The 19991-nt window shown below is 69.0% G+C and carries 24 protein-coding genes, 1 tRNA gene and 1 pseudogene; 12 read left to right on the top strand and 14 right to left on the bottom strand.

What is annotated here, in order from left to right; all coding sequences use genetic code 11:
- Positions 1-2: 2 nt before the first annotated feature.
- From J4O73_RS01840 to J4O73_RS01830, 3 genes are all read right to left on the bottom strand, one after another.
- Positions 3-863 carry an SDR family oxidoreductase gene (locus tag J4O73_RS01840; RefSeq protein WP_426214201.1) on the bottom strand — a complete coding sequence of 287 codons (861 nt, stop codon included), beginning with the start codon at positions 861-863 and terminating at the stop codon, positions 3-5.
- A gap of 49 nt (positions 864-912) precedes the next feature.
- Positions 913-1680: an SGNH/GDSL hydrolase family protein gene (locus J4O73_RS01835; RefSeq protein ID WP_426214862.1), complete on the bottom strand. Its 768-nt coding sequence runs from the start codon at positions 1678-1680 to the stop codon at positions 913-915.
- A gap of 274 nt (positions 1681-1954) precedes the next feature.
- Positions 1955-2215: a PepSY domain-containing protein gene (locus J4O73_RS01830; protein ID WP_426214200.1), complete on the bottom strand. Its 261-nt coding sequence runs from the start codon at positions 2213-2215 to the stop codon at positions 1955-1957.
- Between the two features lie 147 nt (positions 2216-2362).
- Here J4O73_RS01830 and J4O73_RS01825 point away from each other — a divergent pair, with 147 nt between their 5' ends.
- Positions 2363-3895, top strand: coding sequence for a YifB family Mg chelatase-like AAA ATPase (locus tag J4O73_RS01825; RefSeq protein ID WP_426214199.1), 1533 nt, complete (start codon positions 2363-2365; stop codon positions 3893-3895).
- A gap of 15 nt (positions 3896-3910) precedes the next feature.
- Here the strand turns inward: J4O73_RS01825 and J4O73_RS01820 are convergent, their stop codons facing one another.
- From J4O73_RS01820 to J4O73_RS01800, 5 genes are all read right to left on the bottom strand, one after another.
- Positions 3911-4630: a glutathione S-transferase gene (locus J4O73_RS01820; protein ID WP_426214198.1), complete on the bottom strand. Its 720-nt coding sequence runs from the start codon at positions 4628-4630 to the stop codon at positions 3911-3913.
- A 47-nt stretch (positions 4631-4677) separates the two neighbouring features.
- Positions 4678-5121 (bottom strand): hypothetical protein, encoded by a 444-nt coding sequence (locus tag J4O73_RS01815; protein WP_426214197.1) that lies wholly within the window; start codon positions 5119-5121, stop codon positions 4678-4680.
- A 128-nt stretch (positions 5122-5249) separates the two neighbouring features.
- The gene (locus J4O73_RS01810; protein WP_426214196.1) at positions 5250-5636 is read right to left on the bottom strand and encodes a hypothetical protein; all 387 of its coding nucleotides are present in this window, start codon (positions 5634-5636) and stop codon (positions 5250-5252) included.
- Between the two features lie 22 nt (positions 5637-5658).
- Complete coding sequence (locus tag J4O73_RS01805) at positions 5659-7536, bottom strand: methylmalonyl-CoA mutase family protein (protein ID WP_426214195.1); 1878 nt, start codon at positions 7534-7536, stop codon at positions 5659-5661.
- Between the two features lie 158 nt (positions 7537-7694).
- Positions 7695-8498 carry an undecaprenyl-diphosphate phosphatase gene (locus J4O73_RS01800; protein ID WP_426214194.1) on the bottom strand — a complete coding sequence of 268 codons (804 nt, stop codon included), beginning with the start codon at positions 8496-8498 and terminating at the stop codon, positions 7695-7697.
- Between the two features lie 239 nt (positions 8499-8737).
- Here J4O73_RS01800 and J4O73_RS01795 point away from each other — a divergent pair, with 239 nt between their 5' ends.
- The 3 genes from J4O73_RS01795 to hslV are packed head-to-tail and all read left to right on the top strand — an operon-like array spanning position 8738 to position 11210.
- Entirely contained in the window at positions 8738-9430 is a 693-nt protein-coding gene (locus J4O73_RS01795; RefSeq protein WP_378968701.1) for a glutathione S-transferase family protein, read from the top strand.
- A gap of 29 nt (positions 9431-9459) precedes the next feature.
- The gene (queG, locus tag J4O73_RS01790) at positions 9460-10641 is read left to right on the top strand and encodes a tRNA epoxyqueuosine(34) reductase QueG (protein ID WP_426214860.1); all 1182 of its coding nucleotides are present in this window, start codon (positions 9460-9462) and stop codon (positions 10639-10641) included.
- Between the two features lie 29 nt (positions 10642-10670).
- Complete coding sequence (gene hslV / locus J4O73_RS01785; RefSeq protein WP_426214858.1) at positions 10671-11210, top strand: ATP-dependent protease subunit HslV; 540 nt, start codon at positions 10671-10673, stop codon at positions 11208-11210.
- A gap of 13 nt (positions 11211-11223) precedes the next feature.
- Here hslV and J4O73_RS01780 read toward each other — a convergent pair whose 3' ends face one another.
- Positions 11224-11520 (bottom strand): DUF2218 domain-containing protein, encoded by a 297-nt coding sequence (locus tag J4O73_RS01780; protein WP_378968703.1) that lies wholly within the window; start codon positions 11518-11520, stop codon positions 11224-11226.
- Between the two features lie 244 nt (positions 11521-11764).
- Entirely contained in the window at positions 11765-13198 is a 1434-nt protein-coding gene (locus tag J4O73_RS01775; RefSeq protein WP_426214193.1) for an FAD-binding oxidoreductase, read from the bottom strand.
- A gap of 112 nt (positions 13199-13310) precedes the next feature.
- Here J4O73_RS01775 and J4O73_RS01770 point away from each other — a divergent pair, with 112 nt between their 5' ends.
- The 4 genes from J4O73_RS01770 to J4O73_RS01755 all read left to right on the top strand — a co-directional run bounded on the left by J4O73_RS01770 (position 13311) and on the right by J4O73_RS01755 (position 15093).
- Positions 13311-14006 carry a fumarylacetoacetate hydrolase family protein gene (locus tag J4O73_RS01770; protein WP_426214192.1) on the top strand — a complete coding sequence of 232 codons (696 nt, stop codon included), beginning with the start codon at positions 13311-13313 and terminating at the stop codon, positions 14004-14006.
- 8 nt (positions 14007-14014) lie between these two features.
- Positions 14015-14479: an NUDIX domain-containing protein gene (locus J4O73_RS01765; protein ID WP_426214191.1), complete on the top strand. Its 465-nt coding sequence runs from the start codon at positions 14015-14017 to the stop codon at positions 14477-14479.
- Positions 14480-14591: 112 nt separating this feature from the next.
- Positions 14592-14666, top strand: a tRNA-Gly gene (locus J4O73_RS01760).
- 208 nt (positions 14667-14874) lie between these two features.
- Entirely contained in the window at positions 14875-15093 is a 219-nt protein-coding gene (locus J4O73_RS01755) for a hypothetical protein (RefSeq protein WP_426214190.1), read from the top strand.
- A 247-nt stretch (positions 15094-15340) separates the two neighbouring features.
- Here J4O73_RS01755 and J4O73_RS01750 read toward each other — a convergent pair whose 3' ends face one another.
- From J4O73_RS01750 to folE, 3 genes are read right to left on the bottom strand one after another with little or no spacing between them, the layout of a single operon-like run.
- Complete coding sequence (locus J4O73_RS01750; protein WP_426214189.1) at positions 15341-16393, bottom strand: patatin-like phospholipase family protein; 1053 nt, start codon at positions 16391-16393, stop codon at positions 15341-15343.
- Positions 16390-16833: a phosphoribosyl-AMP cyclohydrolase gene (hisI, locus tag J4O73_RS01745; protein WP_426214188.1), complete on the bottom strand. Its 444-nt coding sequence runs from the start codon at positions 16831-16833 to the stop codon at positions 16390-16392. Before hisI ends, J4O73_RS01750 begins: the two co-directional genes overlap by 4 nt.
- 24 nt (positions 16834-16857) lie before the next feature.
- Positions 16858-17652, bottom strand: a complete 795-nt coding sequence (folE, locus tag J4O73_RS01740) for a GTP cyclohydrolase I FolE (RefSeq protein WP_426214187.1) — start codon at positions 17650-17652, stop codon at positions 16858-16860.
- 240 nt (positions 17653-17892) lie between these two features.
- Between folE and J4O73_RS01735 the strand changes: the two genes are divergently transcribed.
- The 4 genes and pseudogenes from J4O73_RS01735 (at position 17893) to J4O73_RS01720 (ending at position 19273) form a co-directional block, all read left to right on the top strand.
- Positions 17893-18339 carry an iron-sulfur cluster assembly scaffold protein gene (locus J4O73_RS01735; protein ID WP_426214186.1) on the top strand — a complete coding sequence of 149 codons (447 nt, stop codon included), beginning with the start codon at positions 17893-17895 and terminating at the stop codon, positions 18337-18339.
- A pseudogene (yidD, locus tag J4O73_RS01730) lies at positions 18336-18635 on the top strand (membrane protein insertion efficiency factor YidD); the annotation flags it as partial. The gene J4O73_RS01735 and the pseudogene yidD, both read left to right, overlap by 4 nt.
- Before the next feature lie 229 nt (positions 18636-18864).
- On the top strand, positions 18865-19035 hold the full coding sequence (locus J4O73_RS01725; RefSeq protein WP_426214185.1) for a DUF3606 domain-containing protein: 171 nt from the start codon (positions 18865-18867) through the stop codon (positions 19033-19035).
- A 31-nt stretch (positions 19036-19066) separates the two neighbouring features.
- Positions 19067-19273, top strand: a complete 207-nt coding sequence (locus J4O73_RS01720; RefSeq protein ID WP_426214184.1) for a DUF2934 domain-containing protein — start codon at positions 19067-19069, stop codon at positions 19271-19273.
- A 24-nt stretch (positions 19274-19297) separates the two neighbouring features.
- On the opposite strand, the gene J4O73_RS01715 is transcribed toward J4O73_RS01720, so the two are convergent.
- Complete coding sequence (locus J4O73_RS01715; RefSeq protein ID WP_426214183.1) at positions 19298-19981, bottom strand: glutathione S-transferase family protein; 684 nt, start codon at positions 19979-19981, stop codon at positions 19298-19300.
- Positions 19982-19991 lie beyond the last annotated feature (10 nt).

The following is a 19991-nucleotide window of genomic DNA, read 5'->3' as shown; positions in this document are numbered from 1 at the left end:
CGCTATTCCCCCGCCAGGGCGGCGAGCCCTTCGCGATAGGTCGGGTAGGCGAGGCTGACGCCGAGTTCCTCGCGGATCAGCTGGTTCTTCACCCGTTTGTTCTCGCCGTAGAAGCTGCGCGCCATGGGCGAGAGGTCGGCCGTCTCGAAATCAACCTCGGGCGGGGGCGGCAGGCCCGCCAGGGCGGCGGCATGCTCGATCACCACCTGCGGCGGCGTCGGCTCGTCATCGGTGACATTGTAGATCGCGCCGGGCCGGGGCCTGTCGAGGGAGGCGAGCAGCGTGGTCGCGATGTCGTCCACGTGGATGCGGTTGAAGACCTGACCCTTCTTCACGATGCGCTGGGACCGTCCCTCGCGCACCTTCACGATCGGGTTGCGGCCCGGCCCGTAGATCCCCGACAGGCGGAACACCTGCACCGCCTTGCCCGTGCGCTCGCCGAGCGCCAGCCACGCCGCCTCGGCGGCGAGGCGGGAACGGGTCCGCTCGCTGCGGGCGGCGGGTGGAGTGGTCTCGTCGATCCAGGCGCCACCCTGGTCACCATAGACGCCGATGGTGGAGAGATAGCCGATCCAGCCGATGCGGCTTTTCGCGATGGCCTCCGCGTAGCGCGGCAGCACGGGGTCTCCCTCGGCATCCGGCGGAACCGAGACGAGGAGGACGTCGCTGTCGGCAAGGTCGGCCGCGATACGCGGGTCGTTCGTCTCGGGCCCGTAGGCCCGCATGGAAAAGCCCGTCTCCGCCTCGATCCGGGCGGCGCCGGACGCCTCCGTCACCGTGCCCCGGATGGTGCCGAAGCGATCGCGTGCGGCTTCCGCAAAACGGCGGCCGGTGAAGCCGAGACCGAAGACGAAGAGATTCATGGATCCGGGTGTCCGGGAGGCCGGGGCCTCCGTCAAGCCGGAGGGGCGACTATTCCGCGACCGGCGTTCCCACCTGCACCGGGCCCGCATCGCGCAGGATCGATTCGGCGGCTGCCGAGGCGAGCAGGGCGTAGCCCCTGTCGGCCATGTGCAGGCCGTCCGAGGCGAAGAGCTGCTTGGGCGTCAGCTTCCCGTCGCGAACCCAGCCATGCATCAGGTCGGCGCGGCGGATCACGGGGATGTCGAGTTCGTCGCCGATCTCGCGCACCGCATCACGGAAGCGGTTGGCGCCCGGCGTCGCTTCGAGCTTCGGGCACCATTGCGGCTCCATCAGCACCACGTCGATGCCGGCGTCGCGGATGCGGCGGAGGCCGTCGAGGGTGGCGGCGCGGAAATGCTCCAGCGAGACGCCGCGCAGGGGATCGTTGCTGCCGGTCTGCCAGATGACGAGCTGCGGCTCGGGCCCGATCACGTCGCGCTCGAGGCGGGCAAGCATGTCGTCCACGTGTTCGCCGCCGATGCCGCGGTTGATCACCGTGACCTCGACGCCGTGCAGCTTGGTGCGCAGGTCCGCCTGGAGGCGGGCGGGATAGGCGTTGGCCGGGCTCGACGCGCCGATCCCCTCCGTCGAGGATGAGCCGAAGGCGACGATCCGCAGCGGCGCGCCGATCGCGATCTGCCGGGCGACGTGCGGCAGGTCCGGCGTCTCCTGCAGGTCGATGCCGAGCATGTCGAGGGATTCGGGAAGCAGGTCGGCGTAGGCCAGGACGGCGGTGGGGACGACCAGCAGCCCCAGCGCCAAAGCGGCGCGCCGCATCCAGCGGCTGGCGATGGCACGGGCAGGGCTAGCGAGATGGAGCGTCGACACGGGGACCGTCGGGTTCGGCGAGCAGCTTGAACGACTACAGTGTGGCCTCGCACCGCGGAAGGAACACTTCCGGATTCACGGTGAAAGCCAACCGAATTCGTAACTCATTGTAAACGAATTCGGCCTGCAGCTCAAAACGACCCTACCGCGCGACCGTGGCCACCTCGTGGCATGCGAGTCCCGCAGGCCCTCGCCCGCTTGGCGGACGAGGGCGGATGCGACTTCAGTCGGCCTTGCGCTTCACGATGGCGAGCGTCTTCGGGTCGAGCTTCAGATCCACCTTCTTGCCGTCGGCGCCGATCGCGTCATCCACTTCGATCATGCCGTCATCGAGTTCGATTTCGCTCCACTTGGTGAACCCTTCCTGACGCAGCATCGCCTCGACCTTGGCCTGCTGCTCGGCCGGAAGCGGAGTGTCCGCATGGGCAGCGGGGGCGAGGGTCAGTGCGAAGGCGAGGGCGGCGAGGCCGGGGATCAGACGCATGGCGGTCTCCGTTTCTGGTTTGTAACACTGGCCGAACCGCCAAGCACGCCGTGGGTTCCAAACGGCCGACCGGCTTGAGCCGCCATCGATTTTCCCGCAGAGGTGCGACGCCCGGTCGCGGGCATTCTCACCGGAGCGCCTGCCAGGATGGTTACCCGCGTCGCGACCGTCGCCTTCGAAGGGATCGAGGCACGCGCGGTCGATGTGCAGGTGCAGATCCTCCCGGGCTCGGTAAATTTCACCGTCGTCGGCCTCGCCGACAAGGCGGTGGCCGAATCGCGCGAGCGGGTGAGGGGGGCGCTGATCGCATCCGGCCTCGCCCTCCCGGCCAAGCGGATCACTGTGAACCTCGCCCCGGCCGATCTGCCGAAGGAGGGCTCGCATTACGACCTTCCGATCGCGCTGGGCGTCATGGTCGCCATCGGGGCGATCCCGGCGGATGCGCTGGCGGGCTATAGCGTCCTCGGGGAACTGGCGCTCGACGGCACGCTCACGCCGGTCAGCGGCGTTCTCCCCGCCGCGCTGGCGGCGGCGGAACGGGGACTCGGGCTCATCTGCCCGGCGGCGACGGGGCCGGAGGCGGCCTGGGCCGGGGGCGATCTCGACGTGCTTGCGCCGCGCTCGCTCATCCAGCTCGCCAACCATTTCAAGGGCAGCCAGGTCATGGCTCGGCCGAGCGCCGCTTTGGCGGCGGCGGACGAGGATCTGCCCGACCTCGCCGACATCAAGGGTCAGGAGGGGGCCAAGCGCGCCCTGGAGATCGCGGCGGCCGGAGGCCACAACCTGCTGTTCAACGGGCCGCCGGGGGCGGGCAAGTCGATGCTCGCCGCGCGGCTGCCCTCGATCCTGCCGCCGCTCTCCCCTCGGGAATTGCTCGATATCGCCATGGTGCGCTCCGTGGCGGGCGGGCTGAAGGGCGGCGCCCTGTCGAACCGGCGGCCGTTCCGGCAGCCGCACCATTCCGCCTCCATGGCGGCGCTCGTCGGCGGCGGCCACGGTGCGAGGCCGGGAGAGGTTTCGCTGGCCCATGGCGGCGTGCTCTTCCTCGACGAGTTGCCGGAATTCAGCCCCCAGGTGCTCGATTCCCTGCGCCAGCCCCTGGAGACGGGCAACGTGATGATCGCGCGGGCGAACCATCGCGTGACCTATCCGGCGCGATTCCAGTTGATCGCAGCGATGAACCCCTGCCGCTGCGGGCAGGGGCTGGAGCCCGGCTTCGCCTGCCGCCGGGGACCGAACGAGCGCTGCATGGCGCAGTATCAGGCTCGCATCTCCGGTCCCCTTCTGGACCGGATCGACCTGCGCATCGAGGTGCCCGCAGTCTCGGCCGCCGACCTGATCCTCCCGGCCCCGTCAGAGGGGTCGGCCGAGGCCGCTGCCCGCGTCGCCGCTGCCCGTGCCCGGCAGACGGCACGCTACTCTGCCCTCGACCTACCGCCCGAGACCACGAACGCCACCTGCCCGGCCAAGGTGATCGAGGCGGTGGCGAGCCCCGACTCGCAGGGGACAGCGCTGATCCGGCAGGCGGCCGAGACGATGCGGCTCTCTGCACGTAGCTTCCACCGGGTGCTCCGGGTCGCCCGCACTTTGGCCGATCTCGATGGGGAGGAGCCAGTGAGGCGGGCTCATCTCGCGGAAGCCCTGTCCTATCGCGGACGGGGAGAGGGAGTGGGACGCTGAAACCGGGCCGCCCCTTCATCCGTCCAGTTCGGGATAGCGCCGGAAGATGCCGTCCTCGTTGAACGGGATGCGACGATCGCTCGCGAGATAGGCGGCCACGCGCGGAAGCCCCCTGACTGCATCACGCAGGGACTCCACACGAGGCGTGCGGCCCAAGGCGCGGTGCGTGGCCGTGGGGAAGGCGTAAGACAGCCCCTCCACCAGCTGGAACAGGGACAGGTCGGCATAGGTCGCAGACCGGCCGACGAGCCATCCGCTCCCGTTTCCGTCGAGCACCCGCTCGAACCAGGCGAAGAACTTCGGGATGCGGTGCTTGCGGAAATCCTCGGCCCTGCGGAGGGCCTCGGGCTTCTGATCTTCGTAATAGAGGCCGACCCCGACCGGATGATGCGTATCGTGCGCCTCGTCCACCACATCTTCGATGGTGAGCTGGATCTGATGCGTCCAGATCCTGTCGGTCTCGTCCCAGCCGACGAGGCCCAGCTTCGGTGCGAGATACAGGAGGATCGCCGCCGTTTGGCCGATCACATGATCGCCATCGCGCAGGAAGGGCGGGGCAAAGGGAGGACGCGGAGACTTGGGGTCGGACAGGCGGGCGAGCATCGGCTCGATTCCACCCTCGTCGTCATCCTGGCGGACGACATCGACATAGGCGGCACCCGCCGCTTCCAGGGCGAGGCGGACGAACTCGCCGCGCCCTTGGATCATTGGCCAATAGTGCAGTTCGTAGGCCATGGCGCGCTCCTCTCACCCGGAAGCGCGGCCGGAAAGCCCGGTTCCCGTCACTCGGCCGGGGCGGCTTCTTCGGCCGAGGCCTTCTCGGCAGGCGGCTCGGCGCTCGCCACGGCCTTGCGCTCCAGCATCGGCTGAAGCCGCTCGGCGAGCTGCTTGTCGAGATGGCGGGCGTAGGCACCCTTGAAGTACCGCTCGCCGGTACGGGCGCCGAACAGGCGGTCATGCGCCTGGATCATCGACGCGACTTCCGGGCGGCACAGGAAGCCGGTGACGCTCGCGGCCTCGTACCAGTGGCCCGCGCGAGCCTCGCGGATCGCCTTCGGGTTCGACATCACCGTCTCGGCGAAGCAATCCGTCGCGGCCTGCCGCAGGGGAGCCATCACCTTCTCGGCCGCAACCGGATCGGACGATTTGCCGACACGGTGCGGGCGGGCCTCGGCGGCCGACACGAGCGTGATGACGGCGAGCGTGGCGAGGATCGGGGACTTCATGCGGGCGGCCTCGTCGGGGTGTCCGAACCGGGTTCCAGAATCCCCCCGGATTGCGTCGGGAACAGGGCCGGGGCGCGGTAGCGACGTGTCGTTTTAAGACATCGCAAGAACCGCGCCGGGGGGTTGGGTCAGCTTCGCCGCACCGCGTTCCAGTGGCCCCGGCACTCCAGCGTGCCGGAGGAGGTCCATGTGCCCCGGCCCCGGCCGTCCACGCCGAGACGGCCGACGACGTTCGCCGTCGCGAGGCCGGAGGAGACCGAGCCGCGGATCGCCCCGTTGCGGGCGACCTGCCCGCTCACCGTGAAGGCGGTGCCGACGAACCGGGCCTGCCCGTTCTCGATCCGCACGGGGTAGCTGTAACTGCGGTCGCAGGCGCCGGATTCCGTGAGAATCTCGACGCTCCACGTCCCGTCGAACCGCGCCGGGACCGCCACGCGTCCCGACGCCGCTAGGACGGGGGTCGCGCACAGGACAAGGCACGCCGCGAGGCGGGGGACGAGGGAGGATGTCGCCATCATCGTGTCAGCCTGATCGCTATCAGCGGGGGCTGGCGCGCAAGCCCCGGCGCAACGCATCGTCAAGCAGCGCCAGAAGGTCGCAGCCTGCATAGAGGAAGCCGTGAACACCCGCCGCCTTCAGCGGAGCCTCCAGATCGGCTGGGCGGCCCGCGAGGTAGATCGTCCCCGCGCCCGCCGCAGCCAGCGCTTCGGCCGCCTCCACCGCCCTCTCGGCATAGACCGCGTCGGACGAGCAGATGCAGGCCAGGGAGGCGCCGGATTCCTTGTAGGCCGCCACCAGCGCGGCCGTGTCCGCGAAGCCCTCGTTCGACAGGGCTTCCAGCCCGCCCGCCGCGAAGGCGTTGGCGGCGAAGGTCGCCCGCATGTTGAAGGCCGCCAGCGAGCCGAGATTCGCCAGGAATACGCCGGGCCGCTTGCCCGACTTGGCGAGGGCCGCGTCGGAGGCGTCGCGCAGGGCTTCGAAGGGCTCGGAGAGACGCTGTGAGGGCAGAGGATCGCAGGCCACCGCAGCGCCGGTGCCGAAATTGGCCGGCTTGCCGGAGGCGATTGGGGGCACGTCGAGCACGGCGACGGGCTTCTCGGCGATATTCGGGAACTCGGTGGCGCCGGTCAGCGGCATCTTGCGGGTGGCTACCGCCTTGGCGCGGGCCTCGCGCAGCATCTCGATCCGCCGCTGGATCTTGCCGACGCTGAGGGAGGCGACGATGCCGCCCTCGCCCTCGATGGCGCGGAAGGCATCCCATGCCGTCTCGGCGATCTGGCCGGTCAGGGCCTCGAACCCGCCCGCGCCCGCGGCCGGATCGGTGACACGGCCGAGATGCGATTCCTCGATCAGCACGATCTGGCTGTTGCGTCCGACCCGGCGGGCGAAGGCATCCGGCAATCCCAGCGCCTGAGTGCAGGGCAGCACGCACACCACGTCGGCCCCGCCCATGCCTGCGGCGGCGGCGGCCATGCCGGTGCGCAGGATGTTGGTGAAGGGTTCGCGCTTGGTCATCATCCGCCACGCCGTCTCGGCATGGATGCGCAGCGGCTTCGGTGCGAGGCCGCAGGCCTGCTCCACGCGCGCCCAGAGGCGCCGCATGGCGCGGAACTTCGACAGGGTCACGAATTCGTCGGCATCCGCCACCAGCAGGACGGATATCCGGTCGCGGGCCGTGTCGAGGTCGATGCCCCCGGCTTCGAGGGCCCGCAGGTAGGCGACCGCCGTGGCGAGCACGGCGCCGAGTTCGGCGGCCTCGCCCGCGCCCGCCTCGTGATAGGGGCGACCGTCGGCCAGCAGGGCGCGGCCGGTGAAGCCCGCCGCGTTCAGTTCGGTGACCGCCTCGGCGAGGCGAGGGGCGATCTCCCGCCACACCGCGCCCAGGCTGCCCGTGGCCGCCAGCACGCCGACCGGATCGATGCCGAGGTCGAGATCGTAACTCGACAGGTCTTCGCCGCGCTTGACCGCGAGATCGCGGACCCAGCGGGCGGCGTCGAGCGCGCGTCCGCCCGCATCGAGCCGCAGGCCGATCAGCGGCAGCATCACGCTCGACAGGGCGGCGTCGAGCCCGTCCGCATCGGTCACGGTCAGGCCGAAGCCGCGCGCACCGGGTGCTCCGGCAAAGGTGAGGACGAGGGCATCCGCCCCGCCTTCGAGATCGGTCATCACCTGCCGCGCGGCGGCGGCACTGTCGGGATGGTCGACGCGCTGAGCGATCTTCCACGGACCTGCGGCGCGCACGGGCTGTGCCTCGGCCTCGGCCGGCCCGTAGAGTGGCTCGATGCGCAGGCCGTCGGCGGTGCGCGAAACGAGCTTCTTCTCGAAATCGGCGCCCTTCAGCGCGGTCTCGACGAGGGACAACCACCGCTTGCGGTCGGCCGGTTCGAAAAGATCGGCGAGCGGTCTGTCTTCCATCGGATCTGCCGAGCCCCCCTCAAGGCGCTTCCGCACCGGCGCCGAGGCCGGTCGGGAAGCGGGTCGCAACGTTGATGCCGCGGTTCATCCGCCGCGGTCATTGCGCTGCGTCGCACGAGAACCCGCCCCGATGCAATTCCCGTCTTGGGTGATTCGCCTCAGCCGAGGATGATCAGGCCCGCCAGGCCCAGGGCGCCGACGATGATGCGCCACCACGCGAACAGCCGGAACCCGTGGGCCGACACGTAGTCGAGGAGCTTCCGCACCACGAACAGGGCGGAGATGAAGGACACGACGAAGCCGATCACGATCAGCCCGACATCGTTGCCCGACAGGTTCTTGTAGTTGTCGAGCAGGTCCTTGGCGAAGGCGCCCGCCATGGTCGGCATGGCGAGGTAGAACGAGAACTCGGTGGCGGCCCGCTTGTTGGCGCCCATCAGCATCGCGCCGACGATCGTCGCGCCCGAGCGCGACACGCCGGGAATCATCGCGAGGCACTGGAACAGGCCGATCTTGAAGTCCATCGGCAGGGTGAAGTCGTAGACGTCGGTCTTCTTCACCTCGAGATCGGTATCGTCGATGACGAGGAGGACGAGGCCGCCCGCCACCAGAGTCGCGCAGACGATCCAGGGATTGAACAGGTAGGCCTTGATCAGTTTCGAAAACAGACCGCCGATGATCGCGGCGGGCAGGAAGGCGATCAGGATGCCGAGAACGAAGCGACGCGCCTGCGCATTGTGCGGCACGGCGGTGGCGATGTTCAGCAGGCGGCGGAAATACACTAACAGGATCGCCAGGATGGCGCCGAGCTGGATCAGCACCTCGAACGTGTTGTTGGGCGAGTGGAAGCCGATGAAATGTCCGACCAGCAATTGATGCCCGGTGGAGGAGACGGGAAGGAATTCCGTCGCGCCTTCCACAAGGCCAAGCAGAACCGCTTTCCCGATGCTGACCGGATCCATGCCTGTCCTCGCGCCACTCGGCGCACGCCACAGGCGCCGCCCCACACCCACAACCGCTCGTTGGCATCGCCCATCGCGGTTGACGGGCGGTTACCGAGCTTGGCGACGCGTGTTAATGGGGCGGCAAGAAACCGGCAATAACGCTCGAACCGAAGCCCTGCCCGACAGGGCGGACGGCGCGAGAAGGAGCCCCGCGCCACATTCCGGCATGTGACCGTTCCGTCCTCAACGCGGCTTCGATGGCGAACCTCTATCATTTCCCCTTCTGCGCGAATTCCCGCTTCGTCCGGCTGGTCCTGGCGGAGATGGGTCTTGAGCCGACGCTCATCGAGGAGCGCAGCTGGGACCGTCGCGACGAGTTCCTGATGATCAATCCGGCCGGGACCACGCCGGTCCTGCTGGAGCAAACGGGCACCGTCATCCCCGGCGCGGGTGTCATCGCGGAATATCTCGATGAGACGCGCGGGCTGGGCCTGAGCGGGCGCCGCCTCCTGCCGGAGGACCCCACGGGCCGGGTCGAGGTGCGCCGCCTGCTCGACTGGTTCCTCGTGAAGTTCGAGGGCGAGGTGACCGGCTATCTCGTCGCGGAGAAGATCGCCAAGCGGTTCATGTCGTCGAGCCAGGGCGGCGGCCCGCCGGACATGAACGCCATCCGCGCGGCCCGCGCCAACGTGCGTTACCACCTGAAATACATTGGCTATCTCATCGCCCGGCGCCGCTGGCTCGCGGGCGACGACCTGTCCTATGCCGATCTCGCGGCGGCCGCCCATCTCTCCTGCGTCGACTATCTTGGGGACGTGCCCTGGGAGGAGGACGAGATGGCCCGCAACTGGTATGCGCGGGTGAAGTCGCGGCCTTCCTTCCGCGCCATCCTCGCCGACCGGGTTGCTGGCATGCCGCCGGCCGCCCATTACGCGGATCTCGATTTCTGAGCGTCAGGCGGATTTATCACGGGGACACGCTGCGTCGGCTGGTCGAAGACCGCGCCCGGCACCTGGGGTTTTGCGCCCTGCGCATCACCCGCCCCGACCGCGTCCCCCACTTGCCCGAGCGGCTCTCGAGCTGGCTCGCCTCCGGAGCTCACGGCACCATGGAGTGGATGGAGGAGCGCGCTGACCAGCGTGCCCAACCCACCACCCTTTGGCCGGGGGTGCGCAGCATCCTCGTCCTGGCCATGAGCTACCGGCCGGAGCAGGATCCGCTGGGCTTGCTGGCGCTGCGTGGGCAGGGGGCCATCGCCGCCTATGCCCAGCGGCGCGATTATCACGAAGTCTTGAAGGGCAAACTCAAGGAGCTCGGCGGCTACCTGTCGGCCAAGGCCGACGCGCGGGTGAAGGTCTTTTGCGACACCGCACCGGTCATGGAGAAGGCGCTGGCCGAGGCAGCCGGGCTCGGCTGGCAGGGTAAGCACACGGTGCTCATCTCCCGCGAGGCGGGCAACTGGCTGCTGCTCGGGGCGATCTATACCAGCGCCGAGTTCACGCCCGACGCGCCGGGCACGGATCGCTGCGGCTCCTGCCGGGCTTGTCTCGACATCTGCCCCACCGACGCATTGCCCGAGCCCTACCGGCTCGATGCCCGCCGCTGCATCTCCTATCTCACCATCGAGCATCAGGGCCCGATCCCGGCCCCGCTGCGGTCCGCCATGGGAAACCGGGTGTTCGGCTGCGACGATTGCCTCGCGGTGTGTCCCTGGAACAAGTTCGCCCGGCAGGCGGCCGAAACGCGCCTCGCCGCCCGCGACGATCTCGCGGCGCCCGACCTGCGGTTGCTAGCGTCCCTGGACGATGCGGGGTTCCGGGCTTTCTTCGCGGGCACACCGGTGAAGCGCACCGGGCGCGACCGCTTCCTGCGCAACGTGCTGATCGCCATCGGCAATTCCGGTGAGCCGGATCTCGCCGCCAGCGCGCGGGTGCATCTTGCGGATGTCTCGCCACTGGTGCGCGGCATGGCGGTCTGGGCCTGCGGACGGTTGCTACGAGCCGAGGATCTGCGCGACCTCCACCGGCGCTTCGGCGAGGCCGAGACCGACCGGCATGTCCGCGAGGAATGGCAGATGGCGCTCGGTAGAGGGATCGATTCTGGACGCGCGGGGGAATGGTCCCCATCTGCGCCCCATCACGACACAGGAGCCGACACGTGAGCCACGACGAGCGGGGCGGGCTGCCCAGCATGCACGCCACTACGATCCTGATGGTGAGGAAGGGCGGTCGCGTCGTCATCGGCGGCGACGGGCAGGTGAGCCTCGGCCAGACGATCGTAAAGGGCAATGCCCGCAAGGTGCGCCGCTTAGCCAAGGGCGCGGTGATCGGCGGCTTCGCCGGGGCGACGGCCGACGCCTTCACCCTGTTCGAGCGGTTGGAGGCCAAGCTGGAGCAGTATCCGGGCCAGCTCACCCGCGCCTGCGTCGAGCTGACGAAGGATTGGCGGACCGACCGCTACCTTCGCCGCCTGGAGGCGATGATGCTGGTGGCCGACAAGGATGTCAGCCTGCTCCTGTCGGGCTCAGGCGACGTTCTGGAACCCGAAAGCGGCGTCATGGCCATCGGCTCGGGCGGCAACTATGCGCTCGCCGCAGCCCGCGCGCTGGAGGACGGTCCGCTGAATGCGGAAGAGATCGTCCGCCGGGCGATGGGCATCGCGGCGGAGATCTGCGTCTACACCAACGGCAACCTCGTCATCGAGGCGCTGGAGGACGCGGCGGGGCGCTAAGCCCCGGCCCGGCTCAGGCGGCGGCGCGCGACCAGCGGATGTCGCCGAGCCCTTCGCGGAAGGCGAAGCGCAGGAGATGGTCGGAGACCACGTTCTCCAGGCGGGTGAGGTTCACCGGGTCCGCGCTCTCGATGCGCATGACGAGGGCGTCGGGCTCGGCGTCGAGGGTGCAGACGCGGTCCGCACCGAACGGCACGGTGCCGTGATCGGTCGTGGCCTCGACGTCGAACTTGTGGCTCCAATGGCGGCAGAGCTGCTGCAGATAGCGGCTAGCTTCGGTGGTCTGCACGCGGGCCAATGAAGTGGGCATGCGGATGACTCCGGATCGATGGCGCTCGGCGGTCTGTCTCGCAACTGCGAGACGCCCGACGGCGAGAAGCAAGGGGCGGGCCTTTTCCTGGGGATCCAGGTCGCGCCCTCACCAGAAGGTCGGATCGACGCCTTAGCAACGGGTTAATGCCAAGGTTCGATTGCGGCAGGTGTGTCTCCCGCGTCCCCGTCTTCCTCCGTCAGGGGAGCCGAATTATGGCGCGCCGCACAAAAGTCGATCCCTGTTACGCAGTCGTCCCGGCGGGCGCGACGACCTTGCCGGGGTTGAGCAGGCCGTTTGGATCGAGGGTGTCCTTCAGCCTGCGCATCAGGTCGAGGGCGACGGGCGGGGCGTAGCGGGCCAACTCCTCGCGCTTCACCAAACCGACGCCGTGCTCGGCGGCGATGGAACCTCCGAGATCGTTCACGATGTCGTGAACGATGCGGTTGAAGCGGGTCCAGTGCGAGAGGAACTTCGCCTTGTCCATGCCGACCGGCTGGCTGAGGTTAAAGTGGATGTTGCCGTCCCCGAAATGCCCGAAGCCGCAGGGGCGCAAGCCCGGCATGGCGGCGAGGCAGGCCGCATTCGCCCGTTCCAGGAACTCCGGCAGGCGGGCCAGGGGCACCGACACGTCGTGCTTGATCGAGCCGCCCTCGCGGGTCTGCGCCTCCGGCACGGCTTCGCGGAGATCCCACAGGGCGTTCGCCTGCGCCCCGCCGGACGCGACCGTGGCGTCGCCGATCAGCCCGGCTTCGAGGGCTTCATTGAGAGCGGCTTCGAGATCATGCCGCGCCTCCGAACCGGGTCGGCAGGAGGAGAACTCGATGAGGGCATAGGCCCCGTGCTCGCCTGCCAGCGGTTGAACGGCGCCGGACCTGTGCCGCAGGGCGATGTCCAGGGCGAAGGGCGGCATATACTCGAAGGCGGTGAGGTCGCGGTCGGCCCGGTCGCGTAGGAAGACGAACAGGTCGAGGGCCGCCTGCGCCGAGGCGAGCCCGGCGAAGGCGACGCCAAGGGAACGCGGCTTCGGGAACAGCCGCAGGGCGACGGCGGTCACGATGCCGAGCGTGCCCTCCGAGCCGATGAAGAGCTGCTTCAGGTCGTAGCCTGCATTGTCCTTGCGAAGGGTCTTCAGCCCGTCCCAGATCCGCCCGTCGGCAAGGACGACCTCGAGGCCGAGGGTGAGTTCGCGGGCATTGCCGTAGGCGAGCACGTTGAGACCGCCCGCATTGGTGGAGATGCCCCCGCCGATCCGTGCCGAGCCGCGTGAGGCATAAGTGAGGGGAAACAGCATCCCCGCCGCCTCGGCAGCCTGCTGCACGGTCTCGAGGATCGCTCCGGCTTCGACGGTGATCGTCGCGCCGATGGGATCGACGGCCCGCACAGCCGTCAGACGCTCCAGGGAGAGGACCACCCCGCCCTGGGGCACGCCGCCGCCGGTGAGGCCGGTATTGCCTCCCTGGGCCACGAAGGGCACGCCCGCCCCGGCGCAGAGCGTGACGCAGGCCGCCACCTCCGCCGTCGAACCCGGCCGCAGCACGGCCTGCGTGGTGCCCGCATAGAGCCCGCGCCGCTCGGTGAGGTAGGGCGCGACCACGCCCGGATCGGTGAGGACATGGCGATCACCGATGGCACCGCGCAGGGCGTTCAGGAGATCGGCGGGGGCTGGCTCTGACATCGCCCGAATTTTGCGCTGTGGCGCACATACAGCAAGCCCGGCCGATGGCCTACAAAGGGTCCATCGCGGCAGAGTTGCTGCCGAAGACGACGCGAACCACCCGAGGATCCCGATGCTGTCCGTCATCCAGAATCCGCCCCGGACCACGCTGCCCATCGTCGGCAGCCAGGATTTCTTCCCGGTGCGGCGGGTCTATTGCGTGGGCCGCAACTACGCCGCCCATGCCCGCGAGATGGGCGCCGATCCGGATCGCGAGCCGCCTTTCTTCTTCATGAAACCTGCCGACGCCCTTCAGGTGGTCGGCGCGGAACCGGCGGAGCATCCCTATCCGCCCAAGACCGCCAACTACCATTTCGAGGTCGAGATGGTGGCGGCGCTGTCCGGCGGGGGCAACGACATCCCGGTCGAGACCGCGCTGCATCAGGTCTACGGCTACGCGATCGGCCTCGATATGACCCGCCGCGACCTGCAGGACGAGGCCAAGAAGATGTCCCGGCCCTGGGACCTCGGCAAGGCGGCCGACTTTTCCGGCCCGATCGGCTCGCTCCATCCGGCCTCGGTGATCGGGCATCCTGACAACGGGGCGATCACCCTCACGGTCGATGGCGCCGTGCGGCAGAAGGGCGACCTCGGTGAGATGATCTGGTCGGTGGCCGAGCAGATCGCCTACCTGTCGCGCTACTTCGTCCTCCAGCCCGGCGACCTGATCTTCACCGGCACGCCCTCCGGCGTCGGCGCCGTGGAGCGCGGGCAGCGGATGGTCGCCGCCGTGGCGGGTCTCGGCGAGATCACCCTCGACGTCGTCTGACCAGGCGGATGCTCCTCGACCGGCCCGTCTTCCGGCGGCTCTTCCTTCTCGGTGCCCTCGCCACGCGGGGCGTCACCCTCGGCGTGCGCGGCATCGCAATCGACGGGGAGGGTCGCGTCGGCCTCGTGCGCCACACCTACGTCGCCGGCTGGCACCTGCCGGGCGGCGGCGTGGAGCGTGGCGAGACTGCCCACGACGCGATGGTGCGGGAGTTCCGCGAGGAGGCGGAGATCGAGGCGATGGCGCCCCTGCGCCTCCTCGGCCTGTTCCACAGCGAGGCGGGGGCCGCCCGCGATCACATCGCCCTGTTCCAGGCCCCCGCTTTCCGCCTTCGAGGGCCGAAGGCACCGGACCGGGAGATTGCGGAGAGCGGGTTTTTCCCCCTCGATGCCCTGCCGGACGGCACCACGCGGGCCACCGCCGCGCGGCTGCAGGAGCTGCGAGAGGGTCTTTTTCCAGCTTTGCAGTGGTGAGGCGGAAAAGGGGGTTGCGCCGGCGAAAGGAATGGTGTTTAGAGAGCCGCGCCGGGGGACGCCGGCACGGACTTCCGGACACGGACTTCCGAGGCGTCTCAGGCACTAGAGAGCGGGTGTAGCTCAGGGGTAGAGCACAACCTTGCCAAGGTTGGGGTCGAGGGTTCGAATCCCTTCGCCCGCTCCAGTTTTCCCAACCAAAAGTCAGACTAACGATAAGCCGCCTTCGGGCGGCTTCGTCGTTTCTGGATGTTTTTCGCTCACGGTGGGGTCCACGGGCTGGCAAGCCATAGGGACTCAGCGTGACAATAAGCTTCATCATCCGCGCCGAGCCTGCTGCCGGTCGTCCGGCTGTCCGGCGATCACGCAGCGTGGATGGATTCGGGAGCCAGCGTATGGCCGAGCTGACCCTTGTGGCGCTCGGCGCGGGGCTCGGCGCGCTCGACGAAGGGCCCAAGCAACGCGCCCTGATCGAGGTGCGATTTCAGGACGATGCGACCTTCGTTGCGATGACCGATATCGGCATCGCCTCCCTCATGGAGAACGACCGCCGGGTCATCGAGAGCCGTCTTCGACCAAGTTGGCTCACGTGCCTCCGTCTTTGCGAGCGTTAGCGAAGCAATCCAAGGCAGCGGGACGCTTCAGAACGGTGCGCCTCCCTGGATTGCTTCGCTGCGCTCGCAAAGACGGCCGGAAATCCATCGACGGAGGCGGCCCAACTCGGTCGAATACGGCTCTAGCGCGCGACCGCATCGGTCGGCGATGCCGCGAGCGCGGCAGGGAGTACCGTGTCGGAAGCCTTCAGCTTCATCAGAAAGAAGACACTCGGCTGAGCGCAGGAGCGGACCGGGTGTCTCCGGCTCAAACCCGTGCGGAAGCCCCGTCCAAGGCCGCGCGGATCTTCGGCAGGGCGGTTCGGGCGGCGCGGTAGCCGAGGGCGATGCCGTCTTCCGCGCGGTGGAAATCGAAGAGGCCGAAGGCTGCCACGTCGGGGCCTATCGCGACGTCCGGCGGGTCGCGCTCCAGGCGCGCGCGCGAGATGCGATCCTGGGTGATGTTGAAGGCGTCGAGCACGACGCGGGCGATGCCGGGCACTTGCGGCTCCGGCGGTGTGCGGGAGAGGCCGGGCAGACGCCCGCGCAGGGCGTCGATGAAGCTCCGGCGCGGCGCGGGAGCCGTCACCTCGTGGGTCACGGGGCCGCCCGTATCGCCGTTGAGGTTGACGCAGACGACGACATCCGCGCCGAGCGCACGAGCGAGCGCGACGGGCACCGGGTTGACCAGGGTGCCGTCCATCAGGAACCGCCCGTCGAGATCGACCGGGGGAAACAAGCCGGGAATGGCGTAGGAGGCCCGCACGGCCTCCACGAGAGGACCCTCGGTCAGGGCGACTTCGCTGCCGGTGCCGAATTCCGTGGCGACGCAACCGAAGGCGATCCGCAGGGTCTCGATCCGGCCGTCGCCGAGATCGGTCATGAGCCGCCGCCGCAGGCGGTTGCCCGCGATCAGCCCGGAGCCCGGCAGGCGCGGATCCAAAAGGCGCACCACTCGCCCGCGGGTGAGGGAGCGGGCGAAGGTCTCGAGTCGGTCGAGCCGTCCCGCCGCGTAGCAGGCCCCGACCACGGCGCCGATGGAGCAGCCCGCCACCACGGTCGGGACGATGCCGGCCTCTTCGAGGGCGCGGATGACGCCGATATGCGCCCAGCCCCGGGCCGATCCGCCGCCGAGCGCGAGGCCGAGGCGTGGCGCGGCTGATGCCGGACGGAGGGGTTCGACGGTGCCAGGGGGAAAGTCCGGTTCGCCCCGCGCCGCTCGTCGCACCGCCTCGGCGGCACGGGCGCGCGGCGCCTCGGCCCGAGACGGGGAGGGAAGGGGGCGATGAGGAAGCTCGCGCCGCTCCGGGAGGCGGCTCATTCCCCGGCGAGTCGCAACCGCACCTGACCGGTCTCACGGTCGTAGGCGACGGTGCGGTAGAAGCAGGCGCGGCGCCCCGTGTGGCAGCAGCCGCCATCGCCGCCGACCTCGACGGTGATCAGCACGGCGTCCTGATCGCAATCGGTGCGCATCTCAACGACGCGCTGGATCTGGCCGCTCGTGGCGCCCTTGCGCCACAATTCCTGCCGCGAGCGAGACCAGTACCACGCCTCGCCGGTCTCGAGCGTCCGCGCCAGCGATTGCGCGTTCATATGCGCCAGCATCAGCACGCGCCCATCCCCGGCATCGACGGTGATGCAGGTCACGAGCCCGTCCCGGTCGAAGCGGGGCATGAAGACCTCCCCTTCCTCGATCTCGGCTTTGCTGCCGGGCGGGGGGAAGGAGAGGCCGGTTGAGGGGCGAGAGTCGGTCGCGGACATGGCGCTCGAAAAAGCCGCGAGGGCCTATTTGGCTCCGCCGCGAACGAGTGTGAGAAAGCGGACCTGCTCGTCCGCCGAATCCTTGAACACGCCGCGGAACTGGGTCGTGAGGGTCGAGACGCCCGCCTTCTGCACGCCGCGCATGGCCATGCAAAGATGTTCGGCTTCCACCATCACCGCGACGCCGCGCGGCTTGAGGATGCTCTCGATGACGTCGGCGATCTGCGCCGTCATCGTCTCCTGGGTCTGCAGGCGCTTGGCGAAGACATCGACCACGCGGGCGAGCTTCGACAGGCCCACGACGCCCTTGGACGGGTAATAGGCGATATGCGCCAGACCCATGAACGGCACCATGTGGTGCTCGCAATGGGAGTGGAACGGGATGTCCCGCACCAGGACGACGTCCGAATAGCCCTCGACCTCCTCGAACACCCGCTCCAGCAGCGAATCGGCATCGACCCGGTACCCGGAGAAGATCTGCTCGTAGGCCTTGGCCACGCGGGCGGGGGTGTCGAGGAGCCCTTCGCGGGTCGGGTCGTCGCCGGCCCAGCGCAGCAGGGTGCGCACGGCGGCCTCAGCCTCCTCGCGGCTGGGTCGGCCGGTCTCGATGCCCTCGGGCACGCGCGTTGTGGAGGCGGGCTCCGGCGCGATCTCGGCCACGGGGGCGGTGCCGTCACGAAGAGGCAGATTATCGTTGCGCATACCGTTCAGGGGCTGGCCGTCGACGCGGTAGGAAAGGGATTTGAGGGCGGCGTCCATGGCATCTCCGGCCCGCGCCACACGGGTCTTCATCGTGGTGCTGTCGGGCTTGGCATACATGCGGTCAGGCTCGGGCTCGTGGGTGGGACCCGCGCCCGCTTCTCGCGCACGGGCCGGTGCCCCGGTTACGTTTGGGCCAATGAGCCCGACCTCGGCCTTGGGCGCGACCTCGGTCGATCGGCCGACTCCTCGCGAAGCAGCGGCACATCGCCTATATCGTGTGTCCTGAGCAAACGCGCAATCCGAGAGCGGCTGCGCAGGCGGTCCCAATGCCGTTATGCTTGCTCAACTGAGGCTTTGATGCTGGACGATATATACAACCGACGCATCCTCGAACTCGCCGCCGACATCCCACGGCTCGGTCGCCTCGACGCGCCGGACGCGAGTGCCACCGCCCATTCCCGCCTGTGCGGATCGACAGTGACCGTCGATCTCACCCTTGGCGAGGACGGGCGGGTGACTGATTTCGCGCAGGATGTCAAAGCCTGCGCCCTCGGTCAGGCGTCCTCGTCCTTGATGGGCCGCCACGTGGTCGGCACGTCGGCGGAGGATCTACGCGCCCTGCGTGAGGGGATGCGTGCCATGCTGAAGGATGGTGCGGCCCCGCCCTCCGGTGCATTCGCGGATTTCGCGGTGCTGGAACCGGTGCGGGACTTCAAGGCGCGCCACGCCTCGACGCTCCTCACCTTCGACGCCGTGGTGGACGCCCTCGACCAGATCGAGGCCAAGCGGCGGGCCGCCGCGTGAGCGTGCCGCGTCGCGCCGCGCGTTTGGCGCTGCGCACCTACCAGCTCAGCCTGTCGTCCCTGATCGGGCGACAGTGCCGCCACTGGCCGAGCTGTTCGGCCTATATGGACCAAGCCATCGCGAATTACGGCGTCTGGCCGGGAGCGTGGATGGGCTTCGCCCGATTCTGCCGCTGCGGTCCCTTCGGCACCCATGGCATCGACCTCGTGCCCGGCTGCTTGCCGGAGGGGGCGGCCTGGTACCGGCCCTGGTCCTACGGACGCTGGCGTGGGGTCGAGGCGCCGCCCCTGCCGGAAGGCTCGCTGCTCTTCTGTGATGCGGTCGAGGAGCCCGAACCGGAGCCGGAGTTGGAACTGGAGCCTTCGCCCCGTCCCCGCACCGACCTGCCCTTCCGCTCGCCCCCGTTTCGCTGGGAGTGACAGGCGCACGGGATCCACACCGGGTGGTGAAACCGAATCTGACGCCTCCGGTTGACCCGGAAAGAGCCCGGTTCTGCCGGGCCCACTTCAGATCGGGATCGGACGCATGACGACGGGTACCGAAGGCAAGAGCCACGTCACCATTTTCGACCGCAGCAGCCGCCTGGCCTGGGCGCAACATTTCGGTGTGACCGAGGCGCGGCTGCGCAAGGCCGTCTCCATGGTCGGCACCCGCGTGTCCAGCCTCACGGCCTACCTGCACCGGCCGGGATCCTGAGCCGAAGGGCGAGCCGGTTCGGTTGGGCACCATGATCGACGAACGGAAGACCGACGGGGAATCCCGCAATCGCGACGTCATCACCTTCGAGCAGATCCGGGAGCGCGCCTACGAATTGTGGGAGCGCAACCACCGGCCCGAGGGTCTCGAAATCGAGTTTTGGTTGATTGCCGAGCGGGAATTGCGCGCCGAGCGCGACCGCCGGAAGGAGAGATCCGGGGGCGGAACCGGGGCCTGAGACCGCCCCGATACCGGTCTCGCCTCAGGTGGCCGGCTTGATGAAGCGGAACATGTTCCGCCGGGCCTCGTCGTCCATCTCGGCCTTGAAGGCGTGACGCGCCTTCAATTCCTCTGCGCGCGAGGCAGCAGGGCGAGCATTGATCGAATCGAGCAGGCGCTTGACGTTCGGCAGGCGCCCGAAGGCCTCTTCGCCCAGCACGAAGGGCACCATTCGGGCCCAGCCCCACACGGCCATGTCGACGATGGAATACGTGTCGCCGAGCATGAATGACCGGCCCTGGAGGCGCGTCTCCAGCACGTTCCAGTGGCGATTCGCCTCGAAGGCGTAGCGATCCATCGCGTAGGCGCCCGCATCCTTCGGGGCGAAATGGCGGAAATGGACACATTGCCCGGAGAACGGGCCGATCCCGGTCGCCACGAACATCAGCCAGGACAGCATCTCGCCCCGCGCGGTCGCGCCCTGCGGCACGAAGCGGCCCTCCTTCTCGGCGAGGTAGAGGAGGATGGCGTTCGAATCGAACACCGTCGTCTCGCCGTCCACGATCGCGGGCACCTTCGCGTTCGGGTTCACCGCCGCGTAGGCCGTGTCGAACTGCTCGCCCTTGCGGGTGTCCACCGGAACCGGCTCGTAGGGCAGGCCGAGCTCCTCCAGGCAGAGGGCGACCTTCATCGGGTTCGGGGAAAGGTTGTAATAGAAGCGGATCACGGCAGGGTCT

Origin of the sequence: Methylobacterium sp. NFXW15, from assembly GCF_049887755.1 — a bacterium.
In the GTDB taxonomy this organism is placed as follows: domain Bacteria; phylum Pseudomonadota; class Alphaproteobacteria; order Rhizobiales; family Beijerinckiaceae; genus Methylobacterium.
This window is presented reverse-complemented; position numbering and strand designations above follow the sequence as displayed.